Source organism: Sphingomonas hengshuiensis, assembly GCF_000935025.1.
Taxonomy (GTDB): domain Bacteria; phylum Pseudomonadota; class Alphaproteobacteria; order Sphingomonadales; family Sphingomonadaceae; genus Sphingomonas; species Sphingomonas hengshuiensis.
Genome location: NZ_CP010836.1, coordinates 3977285 through 3991269, shown reverse-complemented (window position 1 = coordinate 3991269; position 13985 = coordinate 3977285). Strand labels below are relative to the sequence as shown.

At 67.8% G+C, this 13985-nt stretch carries 16 protein-coding genes and 1 other RNA gene; 11 read left to right on the top strand and 6 right to left on the bottom strand.

All coding sequences use genetic code 11. From position 1 onward, the window contains the following. The first annotated feature begins 83 nt into the window (after positions 1-83). Positions 84-2444 carry a polyribonucleotide nucleotidyltransferase gene (pnp, locus tag TS85_RS18045; RefSeq protein WP_044334077.1) on the top strand — a complete coding sequence of 787 codons (2361 nt, stop codon included), beginning with the start codon at positions 84-86 and terminating at the stop codon, positions 2442-2444. 153 nt (positions 2445-2597) lie between these two features. Next, positions 2598-3602, top strand: coding sequence for a sensor histidine kinase (locus tag TS85_RS18040; protein ID WP_044334076.1), 1005 nt, complete (start codon positions 2598-2600; stop codon positions 3600-3602). Between the two features lie 71 nt (positions 3603-3673). Here the strand turns inward: TS85_RS18040 and ssrA are convergent. Next, positions 3674-4013: a transfer-messenger RNA gene (gene ssrA / locus TS85_RS24825) on the bottom strand. 60 nt (positions 4014-4073) lie between these two features. On the opposite strand from ssrA, the gene TS85_RS18035 reads away from it, so the two are divergent. Continuing rightward, entirely contained in the window at positions 4074-4505 is a 432-nt protein-coding gene (locus TS85_RS18035; RefSeq protein WP_044334074.1) for an RrF2 family transcriptional regulator, read from the top strand. On the opposite strand, the gene mscL is transcribed toward TS85_RS18035, so the two are convergent. After that, positions 4502-4957 carry a large conductance mechanosensitive channel protein MscL gene (mscL, locus tag TS85_RS18030; protein WP_044334073.1) on the bottom strand — a complete coding sequence of 152 codons (456 nt, stop codon included), beginning with the start codon at positions 4955-4957 and terminating at the stop codon, positions 4502-4504. The genes TS85_RS18035 and mscL overlap by 4 nt on opposite strands. A 119-nt stretch (positions 4958-5076) precedes the next feature. On the opposite strand from mscL, the gene TS85_RS18025 reads away from it, so the two are divergent. Genes TS85_RS18025 through TS85_RS18005 form a run of 5 tightly spaced genes read left to right on the top strand, consistent with a single transcriptional unit; the run spans position 5077 to position 7985 of the window. Beyond that, on the top strand, positions 5077-5658 hold the full coding sequence (locus TS85_RS18025) for a LemA family protein (protein ID WP_044334072.1): 582 nt from the start codon (positions 5077-5079) through the stop codon (positions 5656-5658). A 17-nt stretch (positions 5659-5675) separates the two neighbouring features. Then, positions 5676-5927, top strand: a complete 252-nt coding sequence (locus TS85_RS18020) for a TPM domain-containing protein (RefSeq protein ID WP_044334071.1) — start codon at positions 5676-5678, stop codon at positions 5925-5927. Next, complete coding sequence (locus tag TS85_RS18015) at positions 5924-6796, top strand: TPM domain-containing protein (protein WP_044334069.1); 873 nt, start codon at positions 5924-5926, stop codon at positions 6794-6796. Before TS85_RS18020 ends, TS85_RS18015 begins: the two co-directional genes overlap by 4 nt. Further along, entirely contained in the window at positions 6796-7464 is a 669-nt protein-coding gene (locus TS85_RS18010) for a TPM domain-containing protein (protein WP_044334067.1), read from the top strand. Before TS85_RS18015 ends, TS85_RS18010 begins: the two co-directional genes overlap by 1 nt. Beyond that, the gene (locus TS85_RS18005; protein ID WP_044334065.1) at positions 7461-7985 is read left to right on the top strand and encodes an NUDIX hydrolase; all 525 of its coding nucleotides are present in this window, start codon (positions 7461-7463) and stop codon (positions 7983-7985) included. Before TS85_RS18010 ends, TS85_RS18005 begins: the two co-directional genes overlap by 4 nt. A 1-nt stretch (position 7986) precedes the next feature. Here TS85_RS18005 and TS85_RS26155 read toward each other — a convergent pair whose 3' ends face one another. Genes TS85_RS26155 through hrpB form a run of 3 tightly spaced genes read right to left on the bottom strand, consistent with a single transcriptional unit; the run spans position 7987 to position 11102 of the window. Continuing rightward, positions 7987-8217: an excalibur calcium-binding domain-containing protein gene (locus TS85_RS26155; protein ID WP_227698530.1), complete on the bottom strand. Its 231-nt coding sequence runs from the start codon at positions 8215-8217 to the stop codon at positions 7987-7989. A gap of 31 nt (positions 8218-8248) precedes the next feature. Then, positions 8249-8530, bottom strand: a complete 282-nt coding sequence (locus TS85_RS18000; RefSeq protein ID WP_044334063.1) for an ETC complex I subunit — start codon at positions 8528-8530, stop codon at positions 8249-8251. 28 nt (positions 8531-8558) lie between these two features. Then, positions 8559-11102 carry an ATP-dependent helicase HrpB gene (hrpB, locus tag TS85_RS17995; protein WP_044334061.1) on the bottom strand — a complete coding sequence of 848 codons (2544 nt, stop codon included), beginning with the start codon at positions 11100-11102 and terminating at the stop codon, positions 8559-8561. A gap of 59 nt (positions 11103-11161) precedes the next feature. On the opposite strand from hrpB, the gene TS85_RS17990 reads away from it, so the two are divergent. Then, positions 11162-11377 (top strand): hypothetical protein, encoded by a 216-nt coding sequence (locus tag TS85_RS17990; protein ID WP_044334060.1) that lies wholly within the window; start codon positions 11162-11164, stop codon positions 11375-11377. A gap of 7 nt (positions 11378-11384) precedes the next feature. On the opposite strand, the gene TS85_RS17985 is transcribed toward TS85_RS17990, so the two are convergent. After that, positions 11385-12398: a polyprenyl synthetase family protein gene (locus TS85_RS17985; RefSeq protein WP_044334059.1), complete on the bottom strand. Its 1014-nt coding sequence runs from the start codon at positions 12396-12398 to the stop codon at positions 11385-11387. Between the two features lie 95 nt (positions 12399-12493). Here TS85_RS17985 and TS85_RS17980 point away from each other — a divergent pair, with 95 nt between their 5' ends. Together TS85_RS17980 and TS85_RS17975 are read left to right on the top strand one after the other, a co-directional pair. Continuing rightward, positions 12494-12787, top strand: a complete 294-nt coding sequence (locus TS85_RS17980; protein ID WP_044334057.1) for a chorismate mutase — start codon at positions 12494-12496, stop codon at positions 12785-12787. A gap of 33 nt (positions 12788-12820) precedes the next feature. Then, complete coding sequence (locus tag TS85_RS17975; RefSeq protein ID WP_044334054.1) at positions 12821-13936, top strand: glycoside hydrolase family 130 protein; 1116 nt, start codon at positions 12821-12823, stop codon at positions 13934-13936. Positions 13937-13985 lie beyond the last annotated feature (49 nt).

The following is a 13985-nucleotide window of genomic DNA, read 5'->3' as shown; positions in this document are numbered from 1 at the left end:
TCGGCGGAACCCTCCGCCACCTCGCCGGAACGTCCGGCTCATAGGCCCCTCGCGCATCGGGCGCGGGGAGTGAAGGAAATAAAATGTTCGACATCAAGAAAGTGGAAATCGAGTGGGGCGGCAAGACGCTGACGCTCGAAACGGGCCGTGTTGCCCGCCAGGCCGACGGCGCGATCCTCGCGACGTTGGGGGAAACCGTCGTGCTCTGCGCCGTCACGGCGGCACGCTCGGTCAAGGAAGGGCAGGATTTCTTTCCGCTCACCGTCCATTACCAGGAGAAATATTCGGCCGCGGGACGCATCCCCGGCGGCTTCTTCAAGCGCGAGCGCGGGGCGACCGAAAAGGAAACGCTGACCAGCCGCCTGATCGACCGTCCGATCCGCCCGCTGTTCCCGGAAGGTTTCTACAACGAAATCAACGTGATCGCCCAGGTGCTCAGCTATGATGGCGAGAATGAGCCCGACGTGCTGGCGATGGTCGCCGCGTCTGCCGCGCTCACCATCTCGGGCGTGCCGTTCATGGGCCCGATCGGCGCCGCGCGCGTCGGCTATGTCGATGGCGAGTACATCCTGAACCCGACGCTGGATCAGGTGAAGGAAGGCGATCTCGACCTCGTCGTCGCGGCCACTGGCGATGCCGTGATGATGGTCGAATCCGAAGCCAAGGAGCTTTCGGAGGAAGTCATGCTCGGCGCGGTCCAGTTCGCGCACAATGCGTGCCGCCAGGCCGTGAACGCGATCATCGACCTCGCCGAAAAGGCTGCCAAGGACCCCTGGGAAATGGCCGAGCAGGCCGATTTGTCGGCGGCCAAGGACAAGCTGAAGAAGCTGATCGGCAAGGACATTGCCGCCGCCTATAAGGTGACCGACAAGTCCAAGCGTTCGGGCCTGCTCAACGAAGCCCGCGCCAAGGGCAAGGCTGCGTTCGCCGATGCCGCGCCGCAGGACCAGATGGCCGCCGGCAAGCTGATGAAGAAGCTGGAGGCGGAAATCGTCCGCGGTGCCATCCTCAAGGACGGCAAGCGCATCGACGGCCGCACCACCACCCAGATCCGCCCGATCGAGGCGATGGTGCACTTCCTGCCCCGCGCACACGGCTCGGCGCTGTTCACGCGCGGCGAGACTCAGTCGATCTGCACCACCACGCTCGGCACCCGCGACGCCGAGCAGATGATCGACGGTCTGAACGGGCTCAATTACGAGCATTTCATGCTGCACTATAACTTCCCGCCCTATTCGGTCGGCGAAGTCGGCCGCTTCGGTGCGCCGGGCCGTCGCGAAGTCGGCCATGGCAAGCTGGCATGGCGCGCGCTGCACCCCGTGCTGCCGACCAAGGAAGAATTCCCGTACACGATCCGCGTCCTGTCGGACATCACCGAGAGCAACGGCTCGTCGTCGATGGCGACGGTGTGCGGCGGTTCGCTGTCGATGATGGATGCCGGCGTGCCGCTGAAGCGCCCGGTTTCGGGCATCGCGATGGGCCTGATCCTGGAGGGCAAGAACTTCGCCGTCCTCAGCGATATCCTCGGTGACGAGGATCATCTCGGCGACATGGACTTCAAGGTTGCGGGCACGTCCGAAGGCATCACCACGATGCAGATGGACATCAAGATCGCCGGCATCACCGAAGAGATCATGCGCGTCGCGCTGAGCCAGGCCAAGGAAGGCCGCGCGCACATCCTGGGCGAAATGTCCAAGGCGCTGGGCGAGACCCGCGGCGAACTGTCGGCGCACGCGCCGCGGATCGAGAGCTTCACGATCGACAAGTCGAAGATTCGGGAAGTCATCGGCACCGGCGGCAAGGTGATCCGCGAGATCGTCGCGACGACCGGCGCCAAGGTCGATATCGACGACGAGGGCGTGATCAAGGTCAGCTCGTCCGACCCGGCGCAGATCGAGGCGGCGATCGCCTGGATCAAGGGCCTCGTCGAGGAAGCCGAAGTCGGCAAGGTCTATAACGGCAAGGTCGTCAACCTCGTCGATTTCGGTGCGTTCGTGAACTTCATGGGCGGCAAGGACGGTCTCGTCCACGTCTCCGAGATCAAGAACGAGCGCGTAGACAAGGTCTCCGACGTCCTGAGCGAAGGCCAGGAAGTCAAGGTCAAGGTCCTCGAGATCGATCCGCGCGGCAAGGTTCGCCTGTCGATGCGCGTCGTCGATCAGGAAACCGGCGAAGAACTGGCCGATACCCGCCCGGCACGCGAGCCGCGTGAAGGCGGCGACCGTGGTCCGCGCAGCGATCGTGGCGACCGCCCCGATCGCGGCGGTGACCGTCGCCGCGAAGGCGGCCGTGGCGGCGAGCGTGGTCCGCGTCGCGAAGGCGGCGGCGACCGCGGCCCGCGTCCCGAGGGTCGTGGCCCGCGCCGCGAATCTTCGGAAGGCGGCAAGGGCGAGGACGGTGGCGACATCGGCCTGCCCGCGTTCCTGACCGGCGATCGCGACTGATCGCATCGCACCCGGACGTACAGCAAAGGGGGCCTGCGGCAACGCGGGCCCCTTTTCGCTGCAGGTCCAAAGATGCAGCTTCGCACGACGACGGGTTGCCGATAGGCTATGTGGTCGCGGCGGCGTCTCCGGCAGCCGGCTTGATGAGGTAATGTGCTTCCAACCGAACCCACCCGATGGATCGAAAGGCTGCCGATCTGGCGCGACCGACCGCTTGCGGCGGTCGCGGCGACGCTGGGCATGGTCGGGCTTGCGTTGCTGGCGCGGCTGGCGGCGGACGGGGTACTGCCGCCCGGCTTCCCGTATCTGACCTTTTTCCCCGCGGTGCTGCTGACCAGCTTCCTGTTCGGCGCCGAACTGGGCGCGGTCGCCGCGGTGCTGTGCGGGCTGTTCGCCTGGTATTTCTTCATCCCGCCGGTGCGCACGCTGAACCTGACGCTGGGCTCCGCCGTGGCACTGGCCTTCTACGCGTTCGTCACGGCGACCGACATCGCGATCGTGTTCTGGATGCAGCGCGCCAATGCCCGTCTCCGCCATGCCCGCGAGCGCAATCGTGCGCTCGCCACGACTCGCGCGCTTCTGTTCCGCGAGCTTCAGCACCGCGTGTCGAACAATCTTCAGGTCGCAGCCGGGCTGCTCACGCTCCAGAAGCGCCGGATCGACGATCCCGATGCCCGCGCCGCGCTCGACGAATCGGCGCGGCGGATCGGCGTAATCGGGCGGATCAGCCGCCAGCTCTATCGCGAGGATGGCGGCGCGATCCCGCTGGGCGACCTGCTCGGCCCGCTGGTCGCCGATATCGTCGAGGCGGGGGGCAAGCGCGTCGAGGTCGCGATCCACGATCCCGCAGCGCTGGTGCTGTCGCCCGATGCGGCGGTGCCGGTGGCACTGGTGGTTGCCGAATCGGTCGCCAACGCGATCGAGCACGGCTTTGCGGGGCGCGACAGCGGGCGAATCGCACTGACCTGTGCGCAGGATGGCGGCATGCTGCGGATCACCGTCCACGACGACGGCGCGGGGCTGGGCGCGGATTTCGACATGCAGGCCAGTTCCAGCCTGGGGCTGGGGATTGCCAAGATGCTGGCGACGCAATTGGGCGGCAGCTTCCGCCTCCACGGCGGGCAGGGCACGACTGCGGAACTGACGCTTCCGGCCTGAACCGGACCCGCGCGTGCTGGGCAAAAGGGGGAAGTGGGGAGCTTCTGTTGCCCGGTGCTCCCCGTACCGCTGGACTCCGCTTCTGTTGCCCGGTGCGGGCCAACCGCGCATTTTAGAATAACCTTAGGCCGTTAAGCCTTGGGGTTACGCCGCAATAGCGAGTGCTTCGTTATCGTTGGCACTTGTGTATGGGCCGTCACGGTGGTCCCATTCCGAGCGAAAGACATCGCCTTTCAATACACGTCGATCCTGGTTCGGCCCCGTCAGAAGCCCCGTCGCCGGGGTTTATGGTGGAGCCGCCGGGTACTGCCCCCGGGTCCGCTGCATCTAGTCTACGACACCCTTTATCGCCATAGCCGGTCGAAACCGGCAATTCGGCATATAGGGGCGTTGCCGCGCAATGAAAAGGCCTGGGAAAAGGTCCGGTGATGCCTTCACAGGGCCGCAATAAATTGGCATGAGGACTGCATCATGTTGACGCAGCGTTCCCGTTACGCGCTCCGCGCAATGCTATTCCTCGCCGAACAGCCCGCCAGCGGAAGCCCCATCCCGATGAACCGGATCGCGGCGGAGGCCAATGTCCCGCGCAAATTCCTGGAACTCATCCTGGCGGATCTGCGCGAGGCGGGGTTCCTGTTCTCGACGCGGGGGAAGATGGGCGGATACCGTCTGGCACGCGCATCGCACCTGATCTCGCTGGGCGAAATCATCCGGGTGATTGAAGGGCCGCTCGCGCTGGTTCCCTGCGTCAGCCGTACCGCCTATCGCCCGTGCAATGATTGCAAGGACGAGGCTGCGTGCGCGATCCGCCAGGCGATGGCGCGCGTGCGCGACGAGACTGCGCGCATCCTGGACGGCACCAGCCTCGCCGATGCCGTCGCGGAAGATCTCGCCGCGGCCTAGGCTGCGGGCCGGTTGACCAGCGCGTCGCGGATTTCGCGGAGCAGCTTGATGTCCTCGGGATCGGGCGCAGGGGCCGCAGTGCCCTCGGCCTTTTCCTTCTCGACCACGGCGATCGCGCGGTTCACGAAGCGGACCAGCAGGAACACCATGAAGGCGAGGATCACGAAGTTGATCACCACCGTGATGAACTCGCCATATCCGAACAGCGGCACCCCCGCGGCCTTTAGCGCGGCATAGTTGCTGAGCGATCCGGTGTAGTTTGCGGGCACGTCGCCCAGCCGGATGAAATAGCTCGAAAAATCGAAGCCCCCGAATATCGCGCCGATCACCGGCATGATCAGGTCGTCGGTCAGCGATTTGGTGATCGTCCCGAACGATGCGCCGATGATCACCCCCACCGCGAGGTCGAGCACGTTGCCGCGCGCGATGAAGCTCCGGAATTCCTTCAACATGCCGTCTGTTCCTCCTTGTCGCGGCCCATCGGCGGGACCATGTCCGATTTCGCTTTCGGGCTCCAGTGTTGCCACCGTATAAGACACCAGCGAATAATGATCCGGAGGATCGCCAAGTGATGAAGTTCCGTGCCGCCCTTGCCCTTGCCGCAGCCGCGATGCTGTCCGCCTGCGGGCTCAACAGCGTCCCCACCGCCGAGGAGAATGCCAAGGCGAAATGGGCCGATGTCCAGACCAACTACCAGCGCCGCGCCGACCTGATCCCCAATCTGGTCGCGACGGTGAAAGGTGCGTCCGCGTCCGAGGGCAAGATCCTGAACGACGTCGTCAGCGCCCGCGCCCGCGCGACCCAGGTCCAGCTCAGCGGCGAAGATCTGGCCGATCCGGCCAAGGTCTCGGCGTTCAACCAGGCGCAGAACGGCCTGTCGCTGTCGCTCCAGCGGCTGCAGGAGGCGTATCCGCAGCTCCAGAGCCAGGGCAATTTCAAGACGCTGATGGACCAGCTCGAAGGGACCGAGAACCGCATCGCGATCTCGATCCGCGACTATAACGGCGCGGTGCAGGCGTATAACACCCGCATCCGCACTTTCCCCGACGCGATCGGCGCTAAGGTCTTCTATGGCGCCAAGCCGATGACGCCGTTCGAGGCGAAGGCAGGGGCGGACGTCGCGCCGCCGGTCGATTTCGGGAACGCAAGCTGATCCTCACACCCGTCCTGATGGCGGCGGCGCTCCGGCTTTGCATCCCGGCGCCGCCGCTCGTCCTGCCGGGCGAGGATTATGGCCTCGCGCTCGGCAACGCCCGGGGTGTCGGGTGCGTGGAAGCGGAGGACGGCGTGCCGCTGATCGTCGCGCCCACCGAGGGCGAGCTGCGCATTGATACCGACATCCTGCCGCACTTCCGGCAGGGAAAGATGGCTGACGGCATTGTCGCCGGCAGCACCTCGATTATCCGCGAGATCACCGCATGAGTATCGTTCGCGTCCTGCTCGCGCTGTTGCTGCTGCTGCCGTTCTCGGCGCAGGCACAGCCGACGTTCCCCAAGCTCACCGGTCGCGTCGTCGACGCCGCGAACCTGCTCAGCCCGGCGCAGGAGGCGGAGCTGACCGCGCTGTCCGACGAGGTCGAGAAGGCATCGTCGCGCCAGTTCGTCATCGCGACCATCCCCGATCTGCAGGGCTATCCGATCGAGGATTATGGCTATCAGTTGATCCGCGCTTGGGCGATCGGGCAGAAGGATGCCAATAACGGTATCATCCTGATCGTCGCGCCCAACGACCGCCGGGTGCGGATCGAAGTCGGCTATGGGCTGGAACCGATCATGACCGACGCGATGTCGGGGACGATCATCAGCGACATCATAACCCCGCGCTTCAAGGCGGGCGATATGGGCGGCGGCATCGTGGCGGGTGCGCAGGCGATCGCCGAACAGATGAAATTGCCGCTCGAGGCCGCCGAGGCCCGCGCCAAGGCCGAGAGCGACAAGGCCGCAGCCAAGGCGCCCGCGCAACGCCAGCGCAAGAGCGGCGGGTTTCCCGTCGGGCTGCTCTTCTGGGGAATCATCCTGGCGTTCGTGCTGATTCCGATGCTGCGCAGCGGGCGCAAGTCGCGGCGTGGGCCGTGGGGCGAATCGCGGTCCTATCGCCGGAGCGGCGGCGATGGCGGCGCGCTGCCCATCCTGCTCTGGACGATCGCCAGCGAGCTGAGCCGCGGCGGCCATGGCGGCGGAAGCGGCTGGGGCGGTGGCGACGGCGGCGGCTGGGGTGGCGGCGGAGGCGGCGGCGGCTTCTCCGGTGGCGGAGGTTCAGGTGGGGGCGGTGGCGCCTCGGGGAGCTGGTGATGCGATTGACCGAAGCCGATCGCGCCCGCGTCACGGCTGCCGTGACCGAGGCGGAGCGCACTACCGATGGCGAGATCGTCACGATCGTCGCGGGCCGTTCCGATGCCTATCACGACGTCGCGCTCCATTGGGCGGTGCTGGGGATGCTGCTGGTGCTGGCGCTGCTCGCCTGGCAGCCCGCGCCGGTGGCGTGGCTCCACGCGCGGCTGATCGATCCCTGGTCCGATACGCCGCCGCATTGGTATCTGACCTTCGCGCTGGTGCTGATCGCAGCGACCTTCCTCGTGGTGCGGGTGCTGCTCGCGCGCGACGCGCTGCGGATGCTGCTGACGCCGGGGGCGACCAAGACGCGGCGCGTCCATGCCCGCGCGCTCAAGCTGTTCCGCACCAGCGCCGAGCATCGCACCAAGGCGGCGACGGGCGTATTGCTCTATCTGAGCCTCGCCGAGCATCGTGCCGAGATCATCGCCGACGCCGCGATCCACTCAAAGGTTTCGGCGGAAGTCTGGGGCGAGGCGATGGCGGTTCTGGTCGCCGCCGTGAAGGACGGGCGCCCCGGCGACGGCATGGCCGAGGCGGTAGCGCGAATCGGTATTGTGCTCGCGCAGCATTTCCCGCGTAGTGAGGGTGACACCAACGAGCTACCGGATAGGTTGATAGAGCTATGAGCACCTCTGAAGAACCCGTCGAGATCATGTGGCAAGGCAAATGGCTTGTCGGTAAACGCCAGGGCAAATGGGAATTTGTCGGCCGCGCGCGCGGCATGCGGGCCGTCGCCATCCTCGCGATCGATGCCGGCCATGTCCTGCTGGTCGAGCAAATGCGCGTGCCGCTGGGCAAACGCTCGATCGAGCTGCCCGCGGGGCTCGTCGGCGACCATGACGATTCGGACACGTTCGAGGAAGCGGCCCGCCGCGAGCTGGAGGAAGAGGCCGGCTATCGCTGCGACACGGTCGAGCTGATCGGCCCGTTCTATCCGTCGCCCGGCATGGTGAGCGAGAGCTTCACGCTCGCCCGCGCCACGGGCCTGACGCGCGTGAGCGACGGCGGCGGCGTGGACGGCGAGGACATCACCGTCCACCGCGTAGCCCTGACCGACATTCCCGCCTTCGTCGCGGCGAAGCGCGCGGAAGGCTATGCCATCGACGGGAAGCTGCTGCTGGTGCTGGGGCCGAGCCTGCTGGGCTGAGCTAACGCTCGCAGGCGACGCCGTCGCCATCCCTATCCAGTTTTGCGCTGTATCCGGTGTCGCCCCGCCGGATCGGCGCAGCGCCGGCCTTTCGAGCGTCTGCGCAACTTGCGTACACGGCTTTCTGAACTTCCCGCGCACGGGGCACTGAGTTTTTCCGGTTCAGCTTGCTGGCTTGCGTTTTTGACGGGCGATCGCCCGGGGCAGCAACGGCCAGCTCGCCGCCGAACATGGCGCCGAGTGCAAGCGCCGATGTAAGCAGTCTAGCGGAAATTATCCGCATAGGCCTGGAGCTTGAGCTTCCGCTCGGGCGCCGGGGTCACGTGATAGGCATAGCCTTCGCGCTCGGCATGCGCCTTGGCGGCTTCCAGCGTCGGGAAGGACAGGCGGATCTGGTTCACGGTCTCCGCGCCGCCGTTCCAGCCGGTCAGCGGATCGGCCTTTTGCGCGCGGCCCGATTCGAGCTCGAGCACCCAGCTCTGGGTCCGCGCGCGGCCGGACTGCATGGCGTTCTTGGGACGCTGATAGATGCGGGCGGTTTTCACTCGTGCCTCCAATGGACTCGGGCCTGCTCTAACGCGGTCCGGCGTGTCTTGCATCGGCTTTTTTGGTGCGCAGTGTTGCGGAGGCTCCGGCGGGATCGTCGGGCCAGGGATGCCGCGGATAGCGACCGCGCATTTCCTTCGCCACCGCCGTCCAGCTCCCCGCCCAGAAGCCGGGCAGGTCGCGCGTCGTCTGGATCGGGCGCCCGGCGGGGGAGGTGAGGCTGAGCACCAGCGGGATGCCGTTGCCGATCGTCGGATGCGTCGCCAGCCCGAACAGCGACTGGACGCGCAGTTCGACGCGCGGCCCGCCCTCGGCGGCATAGTTGATCGCGTGGCTCGACCCCGCTGGCGTCTCGAACCGCGCGGGCGCCAGCCGATCGAGCGCGCGCTGGCCGTCCCAGCCAAGCCGGTTCTGGAGCGCCTGGGTCAGCCCCTCGGGCGCGATCGCGTCCAGCCGGCGCTTGCCCGACAGCAGCGGCGGCAGCCATTCGTCGAGGTCCGCGAGCAGCGCCGCATCGCCCAGTGTCTCGTCGCCGGTAAAGCCCGCGCGAATCCGCAGCGCCTGCGCGGTGTCGGACCAGGGGAGCAACCCCAGCCCCTGCACCCGCACCCCCTCCAGCAACGCCGCCTCGATCTCGGCGGCCGAGGCGGCGGCGTCGGGCCCGCTCGACAGCCGGATCGCCCCAAGCCGCCGCTCGCGCACCGCCTGCACCGCGCCCGATCCGGCGTCGAAGGTCACGCTCCGCCGCGTCTCAATCCGATCGCCGAGCAGCGATTCGACGGCAGCGGTGTCGATCGGCGCGGCGGAGAGGATGCGCGCGCCTGCCGCCATGCCCTGCGTCTCGGCCACCGCCAGCCATTCGGCGCGTGCGAGCGGCGACGTCCCGTCCAACCGAAACCCGCGCCCGCCCGCCGATGCCCAGGTCTCGCCCGAAGCGTCACGCCGCCGCGCGATGCGATCGGGAAAGGCAAGCGCGACGCAAGCGGCGAGAGCCAGCTCCCTCTCCCCGCTCGCGGGGAGAGGGCTGGGGAGAGGGGCCGACGGTGAGCCTCTATCCCCGGCGAGCCCGTCACGCCCTCCCCCAACCCCTCCCGCAAGCGGAAGGGGCGCTTTTGCAGGCACCAGCCGCGCCCACCGCTCCGCCAGCCGGCGCCCATTCTCCGCCCGCGGCCCCCGCTCCTGCCGCCAGCGCCGCAGCCGCAGCTCGAGGTCGGGATCGCTCCCGCCCAGCCCGCGCTCGCCGAGTAGCACCGCGACTTCGGCCGCGGTACGCGCCATCCCGCGCTCGCCCGCGCGCACCAGCATATGCCCCAGCCGGGGCGGCAGCGGCAGGCGGGCGATGGCCTTGCCATGCGCGGTTGGGCGGCCATCGCTATCGATCGCCTCCAGCACGGTCAGCCGCGCGCGCGCCTCGGCGATCGCGGCCTCGGGCGGCGAGTCGAGCCAGGCGAGGTCGCGCGGATCGGCGACGCCCCATAGCGCGCAATCGAGCAGCAGCGCCGACAGGTCGGCCTCGAGTATCTCGGGTGGGTCGAAGCGCGGCAGCCCAGCGGTCGCCGCTTCCTCCCACAGTTGATAGGCGACCCCCGGCCCCTGCCGTGCCGCGCGGCCCGCGCGCTGAGTCGCCGATGCCTGGCTCGCGCGCTCGGTCACCAGCCGCGTCATCCCCGCCGCGCGATCATAGCGCGGACGGCGCGCCAGCCCCGAATCGACGACGATGCGGATGCCGTCGAGCGTCAGCGAGGTCTCGGCGATCGACGTCGCCAGCACGATCTTGCGCCGCCCCTCGGGATCGGGGGCGATCGCCGCGCGCTGGGCGCCGGGGTCGAGGCTGCCGTGGAGCCGGTGGAGTACCGCGCCGTCGGGCACGGCGATCCGCTCGGCGGTGCGTTCGATCTCCGCCACGCCGGGGAGGAACGCCAGCACCCCGCCCTCCGCCTCGCGCAGCGCGGTTCGGATCGCGCCCGCCACCGCATCCTCGATCCGTCCCTCCGCCGCCCGCCCGATATGGCGCAGCGTCAATGGATAGCTGCGGCCTTCGCTCTCCACCACCGGCGCATCGCCCAGCAGCCCGGCGAATCGCGCGCCGTCGAGCGTTGCCGACATCGCCACCAGCCGCAGATCGGGGCGCAATGCTCCTTGCGCATCGCGGGCGAGCGCGAGCCCGAAATCGCTGTCGAGGCTGCGTTCATGGACTTCGTCGAACAACACGGCGGAAACCCCGGCCAGCTCGGGGTCGGACTGGATGCGATTGACGAAAATGCCCTCGGTGACCACCGTGACGCGCGTCGCCGCCGATCGCTTGCTGTCCATCCGCGTCGCATAGCCAAAGGTCCTGCCCACCGGCTCCCCCGCCAGCGCCGCCATCCGCTCGGCAGCGGCGCGCGCGGCAAGGCGGCGGGGACTCAGCAGCAGGATCTCGCCCGTGCACCACGCCTCGCCGAGCAGCGCGGGCGCCACCGCCGTCGTCTTGCCCGCGCCGGGGGGCGCCACGAGAACGGCGTTGCTCGACTCGCGCAGCACGCCTAGCAGGTCGGGCAACACGGCATGGATCGGCAAGCTGTCGGGCATCACGCGCAACCAATTCCCCAAACCGGGGTTAGGCGCAATCGAAGCAAGGAGCATTCGACATGGCACGTACCCTGGCGCAATTCACGATCACCACCGATGCGGAGGGCGAATATGTCCTCCACCTCGAGGATGAAGACGGCGAGACGATGGAGTTTTCGGCAAGCTATGAGCAGCTCGACCTGATCGTGGAAGCGATCGAGGAGCGGCTCGACAGCGACGAGGAAGACGCGCTTGGTGTCGACGAGGACGGCGACGAGCCGGAGGCCGAGGCTTGATCCGGCGTTAATAGGCGCGCGCGACGGCGAACTCGACGGCTTCGACCATGGCGTCCTTTGCGGCGCCCGACGCGAACCCGCCCAGCGAGTCGATCGCGCGCTGCCCATAATGCCGCGCGCGGGCGAGCGTGTCGTCCACCGCACGGCTGGCACGGACCAGGCGGATCGCCTCGGCGAAATCCTCGTCGGCGATGCGGCGGCCCGAAATCGCTTCCTTCCAGAATGCGCGCGCCGCTTCGTCGCCGCGCGCATAGGCCAGGATGACCGGCAGCGTCATCTTGCCCTCGCGGAAATCGTCGCCCGCATCCTTGCCCATCGTCCCCGCATCGGAAACATAGTCGATCGCGTCGTCGACGAGCTGGAACGCAATGCCGAGGTTGCGGCCATAGGCGTCGAGCGCGGCTTCATCGGCTTCGCTGCGTTCCGCGACGACCGCGGCGATGCGGCACGCGGCGGCGAACAGCGCGGCGGTCTTGGCGCCGATGATGTCGAGATACCGCTCCTCGGAAATGTCGAGACGGCGCACCGCGGACAACTGGTTGACTTCGCCCTCGGCGATCACCGCGCTGGCGTTGCTCAGGATCTTGAGCGCCTTCAGGCTCTCGGCCTCGACCATCAGCTCGAACGATCGGCTGAACAGGAAATCGCCGACCAGCACGCTGGCGGGATTGCCCCAGATGAGGTTGGCGGTGCGGCGCCCCCGGCGCAGGTCCGACGAATCGACGACGTCGTCGTGGAGCAGCGTCGCGGTGTGGATGAACTCGACTGCGGCGGCCAGCCGGTGGTGGCGCGTGCCGGGATAGCCCAGCAACTGCGCGCTCGCCAGCGTCAGCATCGGCCGCATCCGCTTGCCCCCGCCCGCGATCAGATGCCCGGCCAGCTCGGGGATCAGCGGAATGTCCGACCGCATCCGATCGAGGATGACCGCGTTAACCAGGTTCATGTCGTGCGCGACCAGCGACAGCATGGGTTCCAGCGAAGGCTCGGGCCGTTGCCCCAAGCGATGGATGGTAGCGCTCATAGAGGCGCTCTGGCGATTGTGCGGTGCAAAGGCAAGGGTCTGGGGGTTGCGCATGGCTGCGGCGCGCGCAAAAGGGGCCCAAGGGAGGGCCGCTGGTGCCGGACGACATGTTGCAACGCTATCGCCAGAGCATCGACAATATCGATGCCGCGCTGGTCTTCCTGCTCGCCGAGCGGTTCAAGGTCACCCAGGCGGTCGGCCAGTACAAGGCCGAATCGGGCCTGCCCCCCGCCGATCCGGGCCGCGAGGACGCCCAGATCGCGCGGCTGCGCGCGCTGGCGCAGCAGGCCGATCTCGACCCCGAATTTTCCGAAAAATTCCTGCGCTTCATCATCGATGAAGTGATCCGGCATCACGAACGGCTGCAAGGCGGAACCACGCCTGCCTGACACCGTTCGGCGCACAGCATAGGGGAGCCCGCAATGTCCGACGATTACCTGATCTTTCGGCCGGACGATGTGGACCTGACGCGCTCGCCGCTGCGCGGGTCGATCGACGCGCCGACCTATGTGCTGGGCGCCTTCAACCCCGGGCTGACGCGGCTGCCGGGCGGCAATTTGTTGCTGATGGTGCGCGTGGCGGAGGCGCTGGTCGATCCGGTGGACGGCGACTGCGCGCGGGCGATCCGCTGGACGCCGTCGGGCTATGTGCTGGATCGCCATCCGGTCTCGGGCATCCACATGGGCGACCCGCGCCAGTTCGCGCTGAAGGACCGCCGCCCGCCGCTGCTCGGGCTGACCTCGCTTTCCTGGCTGTTGCCGGTCGAGATCAGCGGCGACGCGCGGACGATCGTGAAGGTCCATTATGACAAGGCAATCGCGCCCTCGGCCAGCTTCCTCGAATATGGGGTCGAGGACGCCCGCATCAGCCTGGTCGGTGGAAGCTGGTGGATGACGGTGTGCGGCGTCTCTGCCGAGCGCCACTGCACCGCGATGTACCATTCGGTGAACGGACTGGATTACAAGCTGCTCGGCGTGGTGCTCGATCACCAGAACAAGGACATGCTGCTGTTCGAGGGCAAGGTGGGGGGCAAGTTCATGGCGCTCACCCGCCCGCTGGGCGAATGCTATTTCGCCTATCCCGAGGACAGCCCGTGGCTGGGCGGCCCCGCGATCCACATGGCCCAATCCCCCGACGGGCTGCACTGGAAGCCGCTCGACACCCCCGGCATCCGCGCGCGCAGGGGGACGAGCAGCACCCAGCGGATCGGCGGCGGCAGCCCGCCGGTGCTGACGCCCGAGGGGTGGATGCTGATCTATCACGGCGTCGAGAAGCGCGAGTCGGTCGGCGTCTATCGCAGCTTCTGGGCCTTGCTCGACCGCGACGATCCCGCGCGCATCCTGCGGCAGGAGGACGAGGCGCCGTTGCTCGAGGCCAATCCGGCGCTGACCGCCGATATCGCACACCAGATGTACCTGCCGACCCCGGTGGTGTTCACCACCGGCATCGTGGATGCGGGCGGCCATTATATCGTCGCGAGCGGCGAGGCCGACCTCGCCTGCCGGATCACCCATCTGACCAAGGAGCGTTTCCGGTGAAGCGCAGGACCACAAAATCCCCCTCCCGCTCGCGGGAGGGGCTAGGGGA

Bases quoted from the DNA above. Each gene is read 5' to 3' on its own strand.
- pnp (WP_044334077.1), top strand. From the start codon at position 84: ATGTTCGACATCAAGAAAGTGGAAATCGAGTGGGGCGGCAAGACGCTG.
- TS85_RS18035 (WP_044334074.1), top strand. From the start codon at position 4,074: ATGTTGACGCAGCGTTCCCGTTACGCGCTCCGCGCAATGCTATTCCTC.
- mscL (WP_044334073.1), bottom strand. From the start codon at position 4,957: ATGTTGAAGGAATTCCGGAGCTTCATCGCGCGCGGCAACGTGCTCGAC.
- TS85_RS18025 (WP_044334072.1), top strand. From the start codon at position 5,077: ATGAAGTTCCGTGCCGCCCTTGCCCTTGCCGCAGCCGCGATGCTGTCC.
- TS85_RS18020 (WP_044334071.1), top strand. From the start codon at position 5,676: ATGGCGGCGGCGCTCCGGCTTTGCATCCCGGCGCCGCCGCTCGTCCTG.
- TS85_RS18015 (WP_044334069.1), top strand. From the start codon at position 5,924: ATGAGTATCGTTCGCGTCCTGCTCGCGCTGTTGCTGCTGCTGCCGTTC.
- TS85_RS18010 (WP_044334067.1), top strand. From the start codon at position 6,796: ATGCGATTGACCGAAGCCGATCGCGCCCGCGTCACGGCTGCCGTGACC.
- TS85_RS18005 (WP_044334065.1), top strand. From the start codon at position 7,461: ATGAGCACCTCTGAAGAACCCGTCGAGATCATGTGGCAAGGCAAATGG.
- TS85_RS26155 (WP_227698530.1), bottom strand. From the start codon at position 8,217: ATGTTCGGCGGCGAGCTGGCCGTTGCTGCCCCGGGCGATCGCCCGTCA.
- hrpB (WP_044334061.1), bottom strand. From the start codon at position 11,102: ATGCCCGACAGCTTGCCGATCCATGCCGTGTTGCCCGACCTGCTAGGC.
- TS85_RS17990 (WP_044334060.1), top strand. From the start codon at position 11,162: ATGGCACGTACCCTGGCGCAATTCACGATCACCACCGATGCGGAGGGC.
- TS85_RS17985 (WP_044334059.1), bottom strand. From the start codon at position 12,398: ATGAGCGCTACCATCCATCGCTTGGGGCAACGGCCCGAGCCTTCGCTG.
- TS85_RS17975 (WP_044334054.1), top strand. From the start codon at position 12,821: ATGTCCGACGATTACCTGATCTTTCGGCCGGACGATGTGGACCTGACG.